Origin of the sequence: Flavobacterium sp. MEB061, assembly GCF_000834715.1 — a bacterium.
In the GTDB taxonomy this organism is placed as follows: domain Bacteria; phylum Bacteroidota; class Bacteroidia; order Flavobacteriales; family Flavobacteriaceae; genus Flavobacterium; species Flavobacterium pectinovorum.
In genome coordinates this window covers 146,855-164,462 of the sequence record NZ_JXQR01000002.1, presented here as the reverse complement: position 1 = coordinate 164,462, position 17,608 = coordinate 146,855, and the positions used below count along the sequence as shown (strand labels likewise).

General features: G+C 34.6%; 9 protein-coding genes. All 9 read left to right on the top strand.

The features are described 5' to 3' along the window. Window positions 1-91 precede the first annotated feature (91 nt). Window positions 92-2,368: a GH92 family glycosyl hydrolase gene (locus tag RT99_RS00675; protein WP_042562784.1), complete on the top strand. Its 2,277-nt coding sequence runs from the start codon at window positions 92-94 to the stop codon at window positions 2,366-2,368. 13 nt (window positions 2,369-2,381) lie between these two features. After that, entirely contained in the window at window positions 2,382-2,948 is a 567-nt protein-coding gene (locus tag RT99_RS00670) for a hypothetical protein (RefSeq protein ID WP_042562783.1), read from the top strand. Window positions 2,949-3,104: 156 nt separating this feature from the next. Continuing rightward, window positions 3,105-3,956, top strand: a complete 852-nt coding sequence (locus RT99_RS00665) for a DUF4861 family protein (protein WP_042562782.1) — start codon at window positions 3,105-3,107, stop codon at window positions 3,954-3,956. 20 nt (window positions 3,957-3,976) lie between these two features. Next, window positions 3,977-5,803 (top strand): metallophosphoesterase, encoded by a 1,827-nt coding sequence (locus RT99_RS00660; protein WP_042562781.1) that lies wholly within the window; start codon window positions 3,977-3,979, stop codon window positions 5,801-5,803. 52 nt (window positions 5,804-5,855) lie between these two features. After that, a complete protein-coding gene (locus tag RT99_RS00655; protein WP_042562780.1) occupies window positions 5,856-9,890 on the top strand; it encodes a two-component regulator propeller domain-containing protein in 4,035 nt (1,344 codons plus the stop codon). Window positions 9,891-10,451: 561 nt separating this feature from the next. Beyond that, window positions 10,452-11,330 (top strand): inositol oxygenase family protein, encoded by an 879-nt coding sequence (locus tag RT99_RS00650; protein ID WP_042562779.1) that lies wholly within the window; start codon window positions 10,452-10,454, stop codon window positions 11,328-11,330. 42 nt (window positions 11,331-11,372) lie between these two features. Beyond that, complete coding sequence (locus RT99_RS00645; protein WP_042562778.1) at window positions 11,373-14,513, top strand: glycoside hydrolase family 2 TIM barrel-domain containing protein; 3,141 nt, start codon at window positions 11,373-11,375, stop codon at window positions 14,511-14,513. Between the two features lie 145 nt (window positions 14,514-14,658). Further along, window positions 14,659-15,801, top strand: a complete 1,143-nt coding sequence (locus tag RT99_RS00640) for an acyltransferase family protein (RefSeq protein WP_042562777.1) — start codon at window positions 14,659-14,661, stop codon at window positions 15,799-15,801. Window positions 15,802-15,856: 55 nt separating this feature from the next. Beyond that, window positions 15,857-17,494, top strand: a complete 1,638-nt coding sequence (locus RT99_RS00635; RefSeq protein WP_042562776.1) for a sodium/sugar symporter — start codon at window positions 15,857-15,859, stop codon at window positions 17,492-17,494. The last annotated feature ends 114 nt before the right edge of the window (window positions 17,495-17,608 follow it).

The following is a 17,608-nucleotide window of genomic DNA, read 5'->3' as shown; positions in this document are numbered from 1 at the left end:
CCTATTAACGCATAAAAACATATAAATATAGTTATTTGAGAAATATTAAAAATAACTAAACACACAAACAAAAAACAAAGAAATAACCACAATGAAAATATCATCCAAGTTTATCTTTTTTTTAGGAATATCATTTCTTACAACAATTACAAGTAACGCTCAGAAAACCGTTCATCAATACGTTGACCCAATGATTGGATCAGAAGGAGTCGGCAGGGTTTTTATAGGCCCGTCGTGTCCATACGGAATGGTAAAACCAAGTCCGGATTGTACCTCAAGTCCAAACAGCGGCTGGCTTCCAATGCCAAAAGAAGCAACCGGTTTCAGTCAGGTACACGTAAGCGGAACAGGCGGTGGCCCGAAATACGGAAACATTCAAATTATGCCATTTTCCGGTGCTTTGGATAAAATGGATCAGACATCATTTCGAACAGAAGAAAATGTAAAACTGGGTTACTACGAAACTGTTTTCAAAGAAAATAAAATCAAAACCGAAATAACGACAGGCGAAAAAGTATCTTTTTACCGTATCACTTATCCAAAAAACACCTCAAAAGAATTAAAAATAGATCCGGGATTTTTTCTTGGAGAAGAAAAGATTCCTGATGCCAGAGAAGCACAGCAGTTTGTAGGTTCGCAGATCGAAATTGTTTCGGATACTGAAGTGAGAGGTTACAGCAGAATCAGAGGAGGCTGGAATAACGGACGCGCTTATACCGTTTATTTCTGGGCAGTTTTCGATCAGCCGATTGCAAAATATGTAACCTTTAAAGACGGAAAATTTTACAGCAATCAAAAAGTACAATTTGATTCTGGAAAGAAAACAGCCGCTTTACTTTCTTTCGGAAACGGGGGAAAAGAAGAACTGAATGTCAAAATCGGAATCTCTTTTTTAAGTGAATTAAAAGCAAAAAATAACATAGAAGTAGAAATTCCGCATTGGGATTTTAATACCGTTTTATCCACCTTAGAAAATAAATGGGAAAACTTATTAAGTCGAATTCAGCTTTCTGCAGACACTTCAGATGAATATAAAAAAATGTTCTACACAGGTTTATATCACACAATGATTATGCCTGTTGATAGAACCGGAGAAAATCCCTTATGGACAAATGACGAACCATATTATGATGATTTTTATACGATTTGGGATACTTTTAGAACATCAAGCCCTTTAATTACGCTGATCGATTCTAAACGTAAAGTTGAAATAATTAATGCGATGCTCAATATTTACAAACGCGAAGGCTTTTTACCAGAAGGAAGAAGCGGTAACGACAACGGAAGAACGCAAGGCGGCTCAAACGCTGAGGTTGTTCTGGCAGATGCTTTTGTAAAAAACTTAAAAGGAATTGATTACGAACTGGCTTTGCAGGCTATGCTCAAAGACGCAACCGTTCCGCCGGGAGGAAATGAAGAAAAAGAAGGAAGAGGCGGATTAATAGATTATTTAAAACTAGGATACGTTCCCTTCGGCACAGACCGCGCAGGAAACCGAACAATCGATTATGCCTACAACGATTATAATATTGCCGTTGTTGCAAAAGGATTAGGCAGAACCGATTTGTACAATCAATATATCAAACAAGCCGACAGCTGGCAGAATTTATGGCGTCCTGATTACGAAAATAACGGAGCCAAAGGTTTTATTATGCCAAAAGACAAAAACGGAAACTGGCTTGATGATGTTGTTTTCGGCGAATCAAAAATCCAGAAACCTACTTATAAATATACGCCCGTAATTATCGAATCGCCTTGGTATGTATGCCATTGGTGCGTGTTTTTCTACGAAGGAAATTCATGGGAATATTCATTTAGCATTCCGCATGATATTCCAGAAGTAGTTCGTAAATCAGGCGGTGAAAAAGCTTTTGAAGAGAGATTGAATACTTTCTTTAATTCAGATTTGTATAATGTAGCCAATGAGCCTTCGTTTTTAACGCCTTGTTTGTATCACTGGATCGGTAAGCCTTATTTGAGCAGTGACCGAATCAGAACGATTATCAAAAACAATTTCAATACTTCAAGAGAAGGATTGCCGGGCAATGATGATTCGGGAGCAATGTCTTCCTGGCTTGCTTTTCACATGATGGGCCTATATCCAAATGCCGGACAGCCTTATTATCTGATTAATACGCCTTTGATAAAAGAAACAACCATGCAATTAGAAAACGGTAAAAAGTTTACTATTTCGGCAAAAAAAATGAACGATAGAAACAAATACATTAAAGCGGCATTTCTAAACGGAAAACCATACAACAAAGCATGGATTTTACACGATGATATTAATAACGGAGGAGAATTAGTTTTAGAAATGGACTCTAAACCTTCGGCTTGGGGAACTACTATTTTACCTCCAGTTAAATAAAATGATAAGCAAGATGAAAAATATATTTTTAATGATTCTTTTTTGTATCGTTTATCAAAAAGGAACATCTCAAAACTACAATCCGACAATAAAAAATAATACAGAACTAAATTATGTCTGCAAACTGCACGGCCAAACTAGAACTTTATCACTTATAGCTCAAACGGCAGGTGACGGACTAACTTTTAAATTGGAAACCAGAGGCGTAAAAAGCAGTATTGTGATGCTTCCTGAAGCAGTAAAAAATGGAAATGCCTTAAGCTTTAACCAAGGAGAATACGCCCCGGTTTTAAACTTAAAACCGACAGAAACCTTTTTTATGATTTCAAGATCGGCATATCAGGATTTAGTAAAAAATAGTTCATTTGTTTATAATAATACAACTTATGTTTTAGATAAAAACGAAGACAAAAACGGAGTTTCGATTGACGGAAAATCAATCGAAGCTTTACATGTAATCGCACAAATTGATGAAACCGAAATGTGGATTATCAAAAATCCAGAATATCCATTAATCTGTAAAATAGCTAAAAATCCTTTAGGGATAAACTTTACTTTGGTGAAAGTGGCTGATAAGTAAAAAAAACACTTTTTCATCTGGTTTATATTGTCGTGTTTTCCCCTTTTTATCACAAAACAACTATTTATTGAGAAATCGTTTGCGTAATAGTGAAAGTATTGAAATGTTAGTTTAAATTTACGAAAATTAAATTTTAAACTATTAATAATTGAAATTATGAGATTATCAATCATAACCACTTTACTTTTTTGCTGCATTTGTTTTGGACAAAATAATACAGATACCAGTTTGTATATGAAGTCTGATAAAATTACCTATCTGACCGATATTGGTTCAGAAACGGGAGATTTATATAAAACAATTGGACATCACGGGCCTGCTGTTGAAAATGAATGGATGGCTTTGCGAATTTACTTCAGCGATAAAGTAGCGATTGATGTTTATTCTAAAGCAAAACCAGGTTTAGAGTTAAGAAAGGCAAATTGGTACCCAACGCCGGAACAGCAAAAAGAAGGATGGGGTGCTGATTACTATAAAGTAGCATCAACTGTAGGTTTGGGAGGTGTAAAACTTTGGGATGGAGAAAAAGTTGTGCCTTTAAATCCGGTAACAAATCGTTTAGCACGCGTGGGAAAAACAGATACAACTTCGTGGATGGAAATGATTTCAAGAGGAGTTCCTTACAAAGGAAAAAAAGTAGATATTTTAGTTCGTGTTACGGTGTTTTCCGGTAAAAGAGAGGCAAAAGTAGAAGCTGTTTCTTTAAGCGGAGAAAAAGTACAATTTGCCACAGGAATTAATTATTTCAAAGATTTCGGAACCAAAAAAGGAACCAATTATATTGCAGTTTGGGGAAAACATCCGGAAGATGTTGCAGCAGAAATCGTAGAGATTGGAGCAGCAATTATGTACAATCCAAAAGATTATGAAAAAACTACAGATGACGGGACACAATATTTGTTAATCTCTAAACCAACAAAAACATTAGAAACAAAAATCATTTCTTCGAGCGCAAGAGAAAGTGAATTAAACACTTTAGATAAATTAGAAGCTTACATTAAAAAATAATGCGCATTTAAAAGACTTACATGTTTAGAATATCGGCCATAATAGTACTATTACTTTCTTTATATTCCTGCAAATCACAGCAGACCACTAAAAAAGAAGTCCAAATTGCTTTTATAGCCGATGTTCATTTACAAGATATTTTTGCCCAATTTGAAGATAACAATTATCGGGGAATCAAAAATCCGGTTACGGGCGAATACGCCAATATCAGGACGATGAACGCTCAATTGCATTCTACCAGAATTTTCAATGAAAATTATTTTGCCTTTTTAGAAGCCTTAAATGATATTGTCAAAAGAGGCATCAAACAAGTCGTTCTTCCGGGCGATTTTAGCGACGACGGACAGCCTGTTCACGTGCGCGGATTGAAGAAAATACTCAACGAATATTCCCAAAAACATGGACTTTCTTTTTATGTTACAACTGGAAATCATGATGTTGTAAGACCATTTTCGCAAGATGCCGCTAAAACTGATTTTTTAGGCAAAGATGGAAAAGAGCAGATCATCAGCAGTTCAAAAAATTTCGATAAAAGTAAAAGCGAACTGGAACCCATTATTACAGCCGATATTAAAAACTGGGGTTATAAGGAAACCATTGCCGAAATGCGGGATTTTGGTTTTTTTCCTAAAAAGACTGATTTGTATTGGGAAACTCCTTTTTCAAATTACACTTATGAGCATTATAATTTTGAAGAAGCTCAAAAAGAATCTGTTTTAGAAAAAAGAACGTATCTAATTAAAAACACCAATCTATATCTTCCGGATGCCAGTTATGTGGTCGAACCAATAAAAGGAATCTGGCTTTTCGCTATAGATGCCAATGCTTATGTTCCAAACGATAAATTATCAGGAAAACAAGATGATCCGCATGATTTTTCGGGAGCCAATACAGGTTATAATAACGTTCTGATTTATAAAAGTCACTTATTAAACTGGGTAAAGAAGGTTTCCGCGGAAGCGAAACAAAAAGGGAAAATACTGATTGCTTTTAGTCATTATCCAATGGTGGAATTTAATGACAATGCCTCGCCGGAATTAAAACAGCTTTTTGGTGCCGATAAAATGCAGCTGCAGCGAGTTCCTAACGAAGAAGTAGCGCAGCAATTTGCAGATGCCGGGATTCAGATTCATTTTGGAGGCCACATGCACATCAACGATACGGGCGTAAGAACATCCGCAAACGGAAATACATTGTTTAATATCCAAACGCCTTCGCTTGCAGCTTATATGCCGGCTTATAAAATATTGACGATTCATTCTGATTCTGAACTTGAGGTTGAAACAGTTGTAATTGGCAAAGTGCCTAATTTCAATAGTTTATTTCCTTTTTATGAAGAAGAATATGCGCATTTGCAGAATAGTAAAAATGAGCATATTTGGAATAAAGAAATTTTAAAAGCCAAGGATTATGCAGCATTTACAAACTGGCATTTAAAAGAATTAGTTCGTTTAAGATTTTTACCCGAAGATTTTCCAGCCGATTTTTTAAAATCAATTGTAAATCTTTCAGGTAAAGATTTATTAGAAATAAATAAAAATGCATCAGAAATGGATAAAGATTTGAAATCAAATTCCCTGACTATTTCTGATTTTGAATCTTGGACTGGTTTTGATATGATTTTCGATTTTTACCGTTTAAAAAGTGCTGATGAATTGGCCTTTTCAGAAATTGGAAACAAGAGATTAAAGCAATATGAATTGGTTTGTACACAGTTGAAAAAATCAAATGATCCAAAACTCATTTTATGGGCAGAAATAGTTTTAAAAACCATGAACGGCGATCCTTCTGATCATTTTAAAATTGATTTGAAAAATAACAAAATTGATAATTTATCTGTTAAATAATTTTGATATTTATTAAATCAAAAAGATTAAATTGCATTTATAATTTATTTCGATGAGACAAAAATCTTTTACACTATTTTTATTTTTTGCCCTTTTTTATAATTCTTATTCACAGAATATAAAATTTGCGCATTATAATGACAATAACGGATTGTCTCATAATTCGGTACGCCATATTGTACAGGATAAAAAAGGTTTCATGTGGTTTGGAACGTTCTCAGGATTAAATCGTTTCGATGGTTATCAGTTCAAAAATTACATGAGTTCTACTCCGGGAAAAAATAAATTGTACAATGATGATATCACGGCTTTGGAACTTGATGAAGCTTCAAATCAATTATGGATTGGTACCAGAAAAGGACTGACACTTTTCCAGATGGACACGCATGTTTTCACGACCTTTTTTCATAAAAAAGAAGATCCAAACAGTCTGCCCGATGATGAAGTAAGATCGGTTTATGTAGATAAATTTAAAAGGGTTTGGGTGGGTACCAAAACAAAAGGTATGTATCTGTTTTTCCTGAAAGAAAACCGATTCGAAAAAATTAAGCTTAAAGGTTTTGATTATGTAAAAGAAATTTTTGAAGACAAAAAAGGCAATATCTGGGTTGGCAGTTATGAAAAATCAGGTATCGCAAAAATAACAATGGATGCTAAAGGAGCAATTGTACGAATCAATAATTACACGCTTTCTGTTCCGTATTCCAACATAAAAAATCCATATATTAATTTTATTTACGAAGATGCCAAGTCGGATATTTTTGTCGGAACCCGTGAAGGTTTATATAAACTTAATAAAACCAGTGATCAATTTGTCAATTTATATATAGAAAGCAAACAGATTAGAGGCGCTTTAGGACCTTATTTTTTATCGGTTGCACGCGCTCCCGATGGAAAATACTGGGTTGGAACTTTAGGCGGATTGCTGGTTTGTAATCAATTAGAAGATATTCAAAAGGGAAATTATAAATGGTATTATTCTATTTTATCAGATGATACTTCGCTTGTAGATAATTTAATTTCAGCACTTTATTTTGATGCTTCCGGAGTTTTATGGATCGGGACAGAAGATGGTTTGGATAAATATGATCCTTATGAAAATCAGTTCACTTTAAACAAAGATATTTCACGTTCTATAGGTAATCAGGCACCGCGTATTAGAGGTTTTGCTAAAACGTATGACCAAAAAGTGATTGTGGCGACTTACCATAACGGACTTTTTATTTCAAATACAAAAGGCTCAACTCCTTTACATAACACAGGAAAAGATATTGCCAGTATTTATTCTGACGACGGTAAAATCTTTTATTGCGGTCTTTGGGACGGAAATATATTAGTTTACAATTACAGTACAAATTCTTCCAGAGAAATAAAGGCAGGATTTGAAAAATCCCCTGTTTTTGCTTTTACAAAGATTACAGACGATTCGATGATAGTAGGTTCCTTTGGAGAAGGTGCAGTAATTTTGAACACCAAAACGCTGCAAGTAGAAACATCAAGTAAACTTTTACCAGACTTTCAGATTAATGCAATTGAAAGAGATGCTAAAAATAATGTTTGGTTTGCCACAGAAACCGGAGTTGTAAAATACAATATCAATTCAGGAAAAATAGAAACCTATTCGTCGCTTTTTATCAAAGAAAAAGGAGTTCCTCATGATGAAAATGTAAGTGACGTTTTGGTCGATGCAAAAGGAAAAATATGGGCATCAACACGTTTTGGGCTTTGTCTATATGATCCGAAAAAAAACGAATTTGAACCGGTAAAAAATCTTAAAGAACTTTCGGGGAAATGGATTACCGATATTTTATCAGATACACAAGGAAATTTATGGCTGAATATCAATAATAACAATATTGCTTTTGTTAAAGCTAATTTAAGGGATATCAGTATTTATCATGTAAACAGCGGTAACAGATTGGACGTTTTTAGTTCAAGCGGCTTTTTTTACTTTAATAATTCGAATATTTTTCTGGGAGGTAAAAATGGAATTATTTCTTTTTCGCCTCCTGCAATGAAAAGAAACAAATGGGCGCCGTTACCGGTGATTTCCGAATTTAAAATTCAGAATGAAGAAGTTTTCCCGGAAATGGAGATTAATGGAGAAATTCCGCTTTCAAAAGATTTGAATTATGGAAATGAAATAGAACTTACCCATAAGAACCGCGATTTTTCGATTCAGTTTTCAGCTCCGTCTTTTGCAAACGAAAAGCTGAATAAGTTTCAATATATGCTGGAAGGTTTTGATAAGCAGTGGATTACCGTTAATAGTACGTCAAGAATAGTTCAGTATACAAATCTTTATCCCGGAAATTATGTTTTTAAAATAAGATCAAGCAACAGCGACGGATATTGGAGCAAAACTGTTTCATATAAAATAAAAATCCTGCCGCCTTTTTGGCTGACACCTATTTCTTTTATACTGTTTCTTGGCCTTTTATTTGGTGTTTTTTATTTCATTAGAAAAGAAATCAAAAACCGAATTCGTTTAAAACAAGAACTGCTTACCGAAAAAGTAAACAGAGAACACGACGTTAAATTGAATAATGAGAAATTACGTTTCTTTACGAATATTTCGCATGAATTAAGAACACCTTTAACGCTTATTTTAGGTCCTGCCAAACAGCTTTTGGATGAAAGCAATAACGCAACGGATTATGAAAAAAGCAGATATAATTTAATTTATCAAAATGCCAGCAGATTACTGAATCTGGTAAATCAGGTATTAGATTTTAGAAAAGCGCAGTCAGGTGAATTAAAACTAAAAGTTACTAAAACCGATATTCTGGCTTACTCAAAAAATATTTTTGACTCCTTTAAGGAAATGGCTTATGATAAAAAGATTAAGCTCAATTTTATCTCTGAAGATGATGAAATAAACGGCTGGCTGGATAATGATAAGTATGATAAAATCCTGTACAATCTCTTGTCGAATGCATTAAAGTTTACCAATAAAAACGGAAATGTAGACTTGTACATCAGGCTTAAAGATACGGTTGAAGATATTTTAGTGATAGAAGTAACCGATGACGGAATTGGTATTCCTTTAAAAAGCCAGGACAAAATTTTCAAACGATTTTATCAGGCAACAAACAGTAAAGCCCATAATACAGGATCGGGTATTGGTTTGTCATTGGTAAAATCTTTAGTGGCAATTCATAAAGGAATTATTTCTGTAGAAAGTACAACAGGAAAGGGAAGCACATTTAGAGTTGAAATTCCGATTGACCGTGATTCTTACGAGCATAAAGAGGTGTTTGAATATGCGCTTAAAAATGACAGTTTAAGTATGCTTATTCCAGAAAAAGCGGCTAAGAAAATCATTCAAAACACAGATTTAAAAGAAAAAATATTAGTAATTGAAGATAACAGCGAACTTAGAAAATATCTGGTTGACTATTTATCTGATTATTACAAAGTTTATGACGCAGAAAATGGAGAAGAAGGTTTGAAAATCTGCCGACAAATTAAACCAATTTTATGCGTTACAGATGTTATGATGCCTGTTATGGACGGACTGGAGTTTTGTCAACAATTAAAAAATGATGAATTTATAAGCCATATTCCGGTTGTAATGCTTACTGCACTTTCTGAAAACATGGATAAAGTAAAAGGCTATGACATGGGAGCTGATGGTTATTTGGTTAAACCTTTTGAACCATTACTGCTTAAAACGGTTATTGAAAACATAATCAAATCAAGATTAGAACTTAAACAAAAATTCTCCGGTGAAGTAGAAGGAAAGATCAGCATGCTGACACATTCACCAATTGATGAAGAATTTATGGAAAAAGTAACCAATTTAATCAATGATAATTTGAGCGAAGTAGATCTTTCGACAGAATTTTTATGTGATAAATTGGGTGTTAGTTCTTCAAAATTATACAGAAAAATTAAAGAACTGACAGATTTGGCTCCAAACGAATTTATCAGGACTATTCGTTTAAAAAAGTCAGCAGAACTGCTTAAATCTAAAAAGTACAATGTTTCTGAAGTAACGAATTTAGTAGGTTTTAATGATCCTTTATATTTCAGCAGATGTTTTAAAAAACAGTTTGGTTTTCCGCCTAGTAAGCTGATTAATTAATTTTTCCATTTCTATTGAAACTGAATCTTTGTCAAAGTTTAAAACTTTGACAAAGATATCCTGAAGATACACATAGCCCGCGGTTTCAACCACGGGAGCGCAATGCATATCCATAATGTAATTTTCCCCGCTATGTCCCCGTGGTTGAAACCACGGGCAATATTTGATGTGCAATTCCGCATTTTTTTTTCAATATTAAAAACATAGCCTGTGGTTTCAACCACAGGAACGCAATCTATGTCCACAATCTAATTTCTTCCCAAACGTCTCCCGTGGTTGAAACCACGAGCTATATTTGAAATGCAATTTCCCAATCTTTCATATCTATATTCAAAACATTGCCCGCGGTTTCAACCGTGGGAGCGCAATGTATATCCATAATCTAATTTCTGCTGCTACGTCTCCCGTGATTGAAACCTTGGGAACACACCAAAATAATCAGCTAAATATTTGTAAAAATCCTATAATAATAAAAATTATCCATGTTTTTGATGTATTAATCCATTTTGAACGGTATAGGTAATTCTATTTTTGTCTTTATAACTTTTAATTTTTAGCATTATGAAAAAGCATATAGATACAGATAATCCGTTGAATAATTTAGATGAATGGGAAGATGATTTGTTATTGCGATATCCTGATCCTTCTGAAAGTACGCCGGAAAAACAAAAAGAAGAATTCAGGAATTATGTCGATTCGGAAAGAGTAGAAACTGTTAAGGAATTTTATAGAATAAACCATACCTATCAAACTTATGATTTTGTGTGCAGCAAAGAGCAGGAGTTTCTACAATTCAACAAAAAAGAAATGTCAATCTGGGAAGCCGTTGATTTTTTAAATACGCTGGTAGATGATAGCGACCCGGATATAGATTTAGATCAGACACAACACCTTTTACAGACTTCTGAAGCCATTAGGGCAGACGGCCACCCGGATTGGTTTGTCTTAACGGGATTTATCCATGATTTAGGTAAAATTTTATGTTTGTTCGGAGAACCACAGTGGGCAGTTGTCGGTGATACATTTCCGGTTGGATGTGCTTACTCAGATAAAATTGTTTATTCAGATTTTTTTAAAGAAAATCCAGATTATACAGACGAAAGATTCAATACCAAATTTGGTGTTTACACCCAAAACTGCGGATTGGATAAGGTAAAAATGAGTTGGGGTCACGATGAATATTTGTATCAGATTATGAAAGATTATCTTCCAGATCCGGCTTTGTACATGATTCGTTATCATTCTTTTTATTCACAGCATAAAGAAAATGCTTATGCTCATTTAATGAATGAAAAAGACATAGAAATGTTTGATTGGGTAAGAAAGTTCAATCCGTATGATTTGTACACTAAAGCACCGGTTAAACCAGATGTAAAAGCATTACTTCCTTATTATAAAGAATTAGTTGCTAAATATTTGCCTGAGAAATTGAAGTTCTAGAAATGTCAAAATTTCGTTTGAAAGCTATCTAAAACCAAAATAATGCATAAAATCAAAACCAAAATATTTTTGCTAAGCCTGCTGATACTTTGTGTAACTGTAGTTTTCGCTCAGGAAAAAGATCGCAACGATTGGGAAAATCCGCTTGTATTTCAAATTAACAGAGAACCGGCGCGTGCAGCTTTTTTGCCTTATGCAGATGAAACTTCTGCTATAATGGATAAGTATGAAAACTCACCATGGTATTTTTCTTTAAACGGTAAATGGAAATTTTCCTGGTCGCCAACGCCAGATCAGCGCCCGAAAGATTTTTACAAAACAGATTTCAGTACTTTGCATTGGAAAGAATTACAAGTACCTTCTAATTGGGAATTAAACGGTTACGGTATTCCAATTTATACCAATATCACCTATCCTTTTGAGAAAAATCCACCTTTTATCAATCATTGGGATAATCCTGTCGGGTCTTATAAAAAAGATTTTGTTTTGCCTGAAAACTGGAAAAACCGACATGTTTTTCTTCATTTTGAAGCAGGAACATCGGCAATGTATATTTGGGTGAATGGTGAAAAAGTAGGGTATACCGAAAACACCAAAAGTCCGGCAGAGTTTGATATTTCTAAATATTTAAAACCAGGAAAAAATGATTTGGCTGTAGAAGTTTACAGATGGAGTGATGGCTCGTATCTGGAAGATCAGGATTTCTGGAGACTTTCCGGAATTGACAGAAATGTTTATTTATATAGCACTGATAATGTTCGCATTTCCGATTTTTTTGCCAAACCAGATTTAGATGCAAAGTACAAAAACGGAAGTTTGAATGTAGAAGTAAGCTTGAAAAACCTGACTTCGACTGCTGTTAACAATCAAAAATTGACGGCGAAACTAGTTGATGCTTCAGGAAAAAATGTGTTTACCAAAGAGTTGAATGTAAGTTTTGAAGCATCGAAAATTCAGACTTTAAATTTCTCTCAGAATGTATCCAATCCAAAATTATGGAGCAGCGAAGCGCCAAATTTATACACTTTGCTTTTGACCTTAAAAAATGCAAAAGGTGATATTGTAGAAACCGTTTCAACTCAAATCGGATTCAGAAAAGTAGAATTAAAAGGCGGGCAATTACTGGTAAACGGAGTTCGCTTAATGGTTCATGGTGTAAATATTCACGAACATAATCCGAAAACGGGACATTATCAGGACGAAGCTACGATGATGAAAGACATCAAAATGATGAAGCAGCTAAACATTAATTCAGTGCGCTGCAGTCATTATCCAAATAATATTTTATGGGTAAAACTCTGTAATAAATATGGTTTGTTTTTGGTAGATGAAGCCAATATCGAAAGTCACGGAATGGGAGTAGAGGGACAGCCTCTTATGTGGATGAATCCAAAAACTAATCCGGGTCATCTTCCGGAATGGAGAGAAGCACATCTGGATAGAATCTATAGTCTTGTTGAAAGAGATAAAAACATGCCGTCGGTAATTATTTGGTCATTAGGTAATGAAAGTGCCAACGGACCCGTTTTTCATGAAGCCTACAAATGGATCAAAAAAAGAGACAATACAAGATTGGTTCAGTTTGAGCAGGCAAAAGAAAACGAAAACACAGATATCGTTTGCCCAATGTACCCAACAATTGCTTACATGAAAGAATATGCGGCGCGCAAAGAAGTCAGCCGTCCGTACATCATGTGTGAGTATTCGCATGCGATGGGAAACAGCAGTGGTAATTTTCAGGAATACTGGGATATCATTCGCGGAAGCAAAAATATGCAGGGTGGTTTTATCTGGGATTGGGTAGATCAGGGATTTGAAACAACAGATGAAGTTGGCAGAAAATATTGGGCTTATGGCGGCGATTTAGGAAGTCAGAACTATACAAATGATGAAAATTTTTGCCATAACGGATTGGTTTTTCCTGACAGAACACCGCATCCCGGAGCATTTGAAGTAAAAAAAGTCTATCAGGATATTTTATTTAATGCAGTTGATATCAAAAACGGAGTGATCGAAATTATTAACGATTTTGGATTTACAAACCTAAATAAATACAACTTTAAATATGAGGTTTTAGAAAATGGAAAAGTAATCAAAGAAGGCACAATCGATGTTGCTTTAAATCCGAAATCTAAAAAACAATTTAAACTTGATTTGCCAAAATTACAGTCAAAAGAAGGGACAGAATATTTACTGAATGTTTTTGCATACACCAAAACGGGTTCTGAATTACTGCCTCAGCATTTTGAAATTGCCAAAGAGCAGTTTGTAATCGAAGATTCCAACTATTTTACGAAATCAGAAAAGGCAAATGCAGCCAAAATTCAGGACGAAAAGGAGCAGTTTGTATTGACATCAGATAATGTAGTGGTAAAAATTAGCAAAAAAACGGGATTAATTTCTTTCTATAGTTTAAAAGGCGAAGAATACTTTAAACAATATCCTGAACCTAATTTCTGGAGAGCACCAACAGATAACGATTTTGGAAATAAAATGCCTCAAAAACTGAATGTATGGCGTAATGCTGGTAAAAACCTGGCTTTAGAAAATATTGAAGTAATTGAAGAAAATGGCAAGCAATATATCGTTGCAAAATTAAAACTGAATGATGTTGCTTCTGATTATACAATTAAATATTCATTAGGAAATGACGGTGCTTTAGAAATAAAAGCATCTTATAAAAAAGGAAATAATCCGGTACCGGAAATACCGCGTTTCGGAATGATTTTTACCCTAAAAAACACGTTAGAAAATCTGGATTATTACGGAAGAGGACCTTTAGAAAATTATTCAGATAGAAAAACAAGTTCATTTAAAGGAATTTATTATAGTAAAGTTGCAGACCAATATGTGCCTTATACACGCCCACAGGAAAATGGATACAAGACCGATATACGCTGGTTTAAGTTGTCAGGCAACAATGGAAATGGCTTGGAAATAAAAGGTCTGCAATCTTTATGTATGAGTGCTTTAAATAATTATCCGAGTGATTTTGATGGCGGAATGACAAAGAAAAATCTGCACTCCAGCGATATTACGCCACGCAATGAAGTTGTAGTTTGTGTTGACCTTGCTCAACGTGGTTTAGGTGGAGATAATAGCTGGGGAGAATATCCACACGAGCAGTATTTATTGAAAAATAATGAATACAGCTACGGATTTATTATAAAACCAATTTTTTAAAGTATTCAGTTTTCAGTCTCAGTATTCAGCCCCGGTTTCCACTGAAATACTGAGATTGAATACTATCAACTGACCACTGAGACTGAATACCGAATACTGAGACTAAAAACTGAACACTATCAACTGACCACTGAATACTTAAAAAATGAGTAACACTACAAAAGGAAGATTAATTTCTTTGGATGCGCTTCGCGGATTTGTTATGTTTTGGATTATGAGCGGAGAACATATTATTCATGCTCTTGCCAAAGCTGCCCCAATTCCCGTTTTTATCTGGATGTCATCGCAATTGCATCATGCAGAATGGAATGGAATTACGTTTTATGATATGATTTTTCCTGTTTTTCTATTTGTGGCAGGAGTTTCAATGCCCTATTCTTTTGAAAAGAAAATGGAACTGGCTGGTGTAAAAACGCCACAAGAATTACCAAGTAACGAAAAGAAGAAAATTTATTTATCAATGCTTAGGAGAACCTGTATTTTACTGGTTTTAGGTTTTGTGGTAAATGGATTATTGAGATTCGATGGTTTTGATCATACCCGTTTTGCAAGTGTTTTAGGAAGAATTGGACTGGCTTGGTTTTTTGCCGGAATCATCTATTTAAATTTTGACATAAAAAAACAATTGATCTGGTTTTTCGCTATTTTGATAGGCTATTATGCCGCAATGAAGTGGATTCCCGTTCCTAATTTTGGTGCAGGAGTTTTGACCAAAGAAGGATCACTCGAAGGTTATATTGATCGTCTGTTTTTACCAGGCAGGCTACACAGTACTGTTTATGATCCGGAAGGAATATTTTCTACCATACCTGCTATTGCTACAGCATTATTAGGTGTTTTTACAGGAACATTTTTAAAAGTAAATTACTCTTTTTCTATAAAAGTAAAATTGCTTTTAATGGCTCTTACGGCATTGGTTCTGATTATGGCAGGATTGCTTTGGGATATTAATTTCCCAATCAATAAACATTTATGGACGAGTTCATTTGTATGTTTTGTTGGAGGATTTAGCATTTTGTTTTTTGTTTTTTTCTATTTGATAATTGATTTGTTCGGTTTTCATAAATGGGCATTTCCATTAATCTTAATCGGTTCAAATTCTATTTTGATTTACATCGCTGCCGAAGGTTTGGTTGATTTTAAACATACAGCAGATTATGTTTTTGGCGGACTTATCAATTTTACGCCACTTGTATGGCAGCCTTTTTTTGCTGCTTTATCAGTAACCGTTGTACAGCTTCTGTTACTTTATTTTCTATATAAAAGAAAATGGTTTCTAAAAATTTGAGAGACATTCAAATTTAAATACATTTTACTATCTAACCACACAATAACCACACATTATGAATGTATTACAAACCGCAGATTATATTGTTTTCTTTATTTACTTTGTCATAGTCACGGCTTATGGAATGTATATTTACAGAAGCAAGAAAACCGCAGCAACCAGTTCCAACGAATACTTTTTAGCAGAAGGATCACTAACCTGGTGGGCAATTGGAGCATCGCTGATCGCTTCTAATATTTCAGCAGAACATTTTATCGGTATGAGTGGTTCGGGATTTGCCATCGGACTTGCGATTGCTTCTTACGAATGGATGTCTGCCGCCACATTAATTATCGTGGCGATGTTCATTTTGCCCATTTATCTTAAAAATAAAATATTTACCATGCCGCAGTTTCTGGCCAAAAGATACAGCGGAACAGTAAGTACCATTATGGCTATTATCTGGCTGTTAATCTATGTGTTTGTAAATCTTACTTCTATCATTTATTTAGGAGCTTTGGCTATTTCATCAATTGCTCCTGTAAGCTTTCAGTTTTGTGTTATTGCGCTGAGTTTATTTTCGGTTATTGTTACTTTAGGCGGAATGAAAGTAATTGGATATACGGATATGTTTCAGGTTATAGTATTAATTTTAGGCGGATTAGTAACAACTTATTTGGCATTAACCTTACTTTCAGATCAGTTTGGTTTTGGAAAAGACATTCTAAAAGGACTCGCAATTATTGCAGATGAAGCGCCGGGACATTTACATATGATCTTAGAAAAATCAAATCCGCATTATACTGAATTGCCGGGAATGTCTGTTTTGATAGGAGGTATGTTAATCAATAATCTGGCGTATTGGGGCTGCAACCAATATATTGTTCAGAGAGCCTTAGGAGCCGATTTAAAAACCGCCCGTAAAGGAATTTTATTTGCTGCTTTTCTAAAATTATTAGTTCCAATAATTGCTGTTTTACCGGGTATTGCGATGTTCGTTATGCACTCAAACGGAATGTTTCAGCAGGAAATGGTAGATGCAGCGGGAGTTTTAAAACCAGATCAGGCTTATCCAACTTTAATGAATTTACTTCCTGCGGGATTAAAAGGTGTCGCTTTAGCCGCTTTGACAGCAGCAATTGTAGCTTCTTTGGCAGGAAAAGCAAATAGTATTTCGACTATATTTTCTTTAGATATTTATAAAAAATATTTCAATTCGCAGGCAACAGAAAAAAAGCTGGTACGTACAGGAAGATGGTGTGTGGTGGTCTGCATGATTATCGCAGCAATTGTAGCGCCGGCATTAAAATCATTAGATCAGGCGTATCAATTTATACAGGAATATGTAGGCTTCTTTTCACCTGGTGTTTTAGCAGTTTTTTTATTGGGAATGTTCTGGAAAAAAACAACACCATCAGCGGGACTTGCCGGTGCATTGTTAACAGTGCCTCTTGCTGCAATATTAAAATTCCTGCCAATGTGGACAGATGGCGCTTTTCCTGATTATCCTTTCTTAGACCGAATGACTATTGTTTTCTTCTTAATTGTGTTTATAATGGTTGGTCTTAGTCTGGCAAAACCAGTTTCTGAAGAAGAGGCTGAAATACATAAAATCGAAGTCGATAATTCGATGTTTAAAGTGTCATCCGAGTTTATTGTAGGATCATTTATTATCTGCGGGATACTAGTGGCTTTGTATACCGTTTTTTGGTAATTTTTATTTTGCCACAAAGCCACAAAGGCTCAAAGTTTATTTAAAAAGAATAAATTGAAAATTGCTTGCAAAGGATTGAGGCGCAAAGTTTATTGAAAGAAACTGTAGAGAAAA

What these genes read in the sequence shown, in the direction of transcription:
- RT99_RS00675 (WP_042562784.1), top strand. Translation starts at nt 92, where the DNA reads ATGAAAATATCATCCAAGTTTATCTTTTTTTTAGGAATATCATTTCTT.
- RT99_RS00670 (WP_042562783.1), top strand. Translation starts at nt 2,382, where the DNA reads ATGAAAAATATATTTTTAATGATTCTTTTTTGTATCGTTTATCAAAAA.
- RT99_RS00665 (WP_042562782.1), top strand. Translation starts at nt 3,105, where the DNA reads ATGAGATTATCAATCATAACCACTTTACTTTTTTGCTGCATTTGTTTT.
- RT99_RS00660 (WP_042562781.1), top strand. Translation starts at nt 3,977, where the DNA reads ATGTTTAGAATATCGGCCATAATAGTACTATTACTTTCTTTATATTCC.
- RT99_RS00655 (WP_042562780.1), top strand. Translation starts at nt 5,856, where the DNA reads ATGAGACAAAAATCTTTTACACTATTTTTATTTTTTGCCCTTTTTTAT.
- RT99_RS00650 (WP_042562779.1), top strand. Translation starts at nt 10,452, where the DNA reads ATGAAAAAGCATATAGATACAGATAATCCGTTGAATAATTTAGATGAA.
- RT99_RS00645 (WP_042562778.1), top strand. Translation starts at nt 11,373, where the DNA reads ATGCATAAAATCAAAACCAAAATATTTTTGCTAAGCCTGCTGATACTT.
- RT99_RS00640 (WP_042562777.1), top strand. Translation starts at nt 14,659, where the DNA reads ATGAGTAACACTACAAAAGGAAGATTAATTTCTTTGGATGCGCTTCGC.
- RT99_RS00635 (WP_042562776.1), top strand. Translation starts at nt 15,857, where the DNA reads ATGAATGTATTACAAACCGCAGATTATATTGTTTTCTTTATTTACTTT.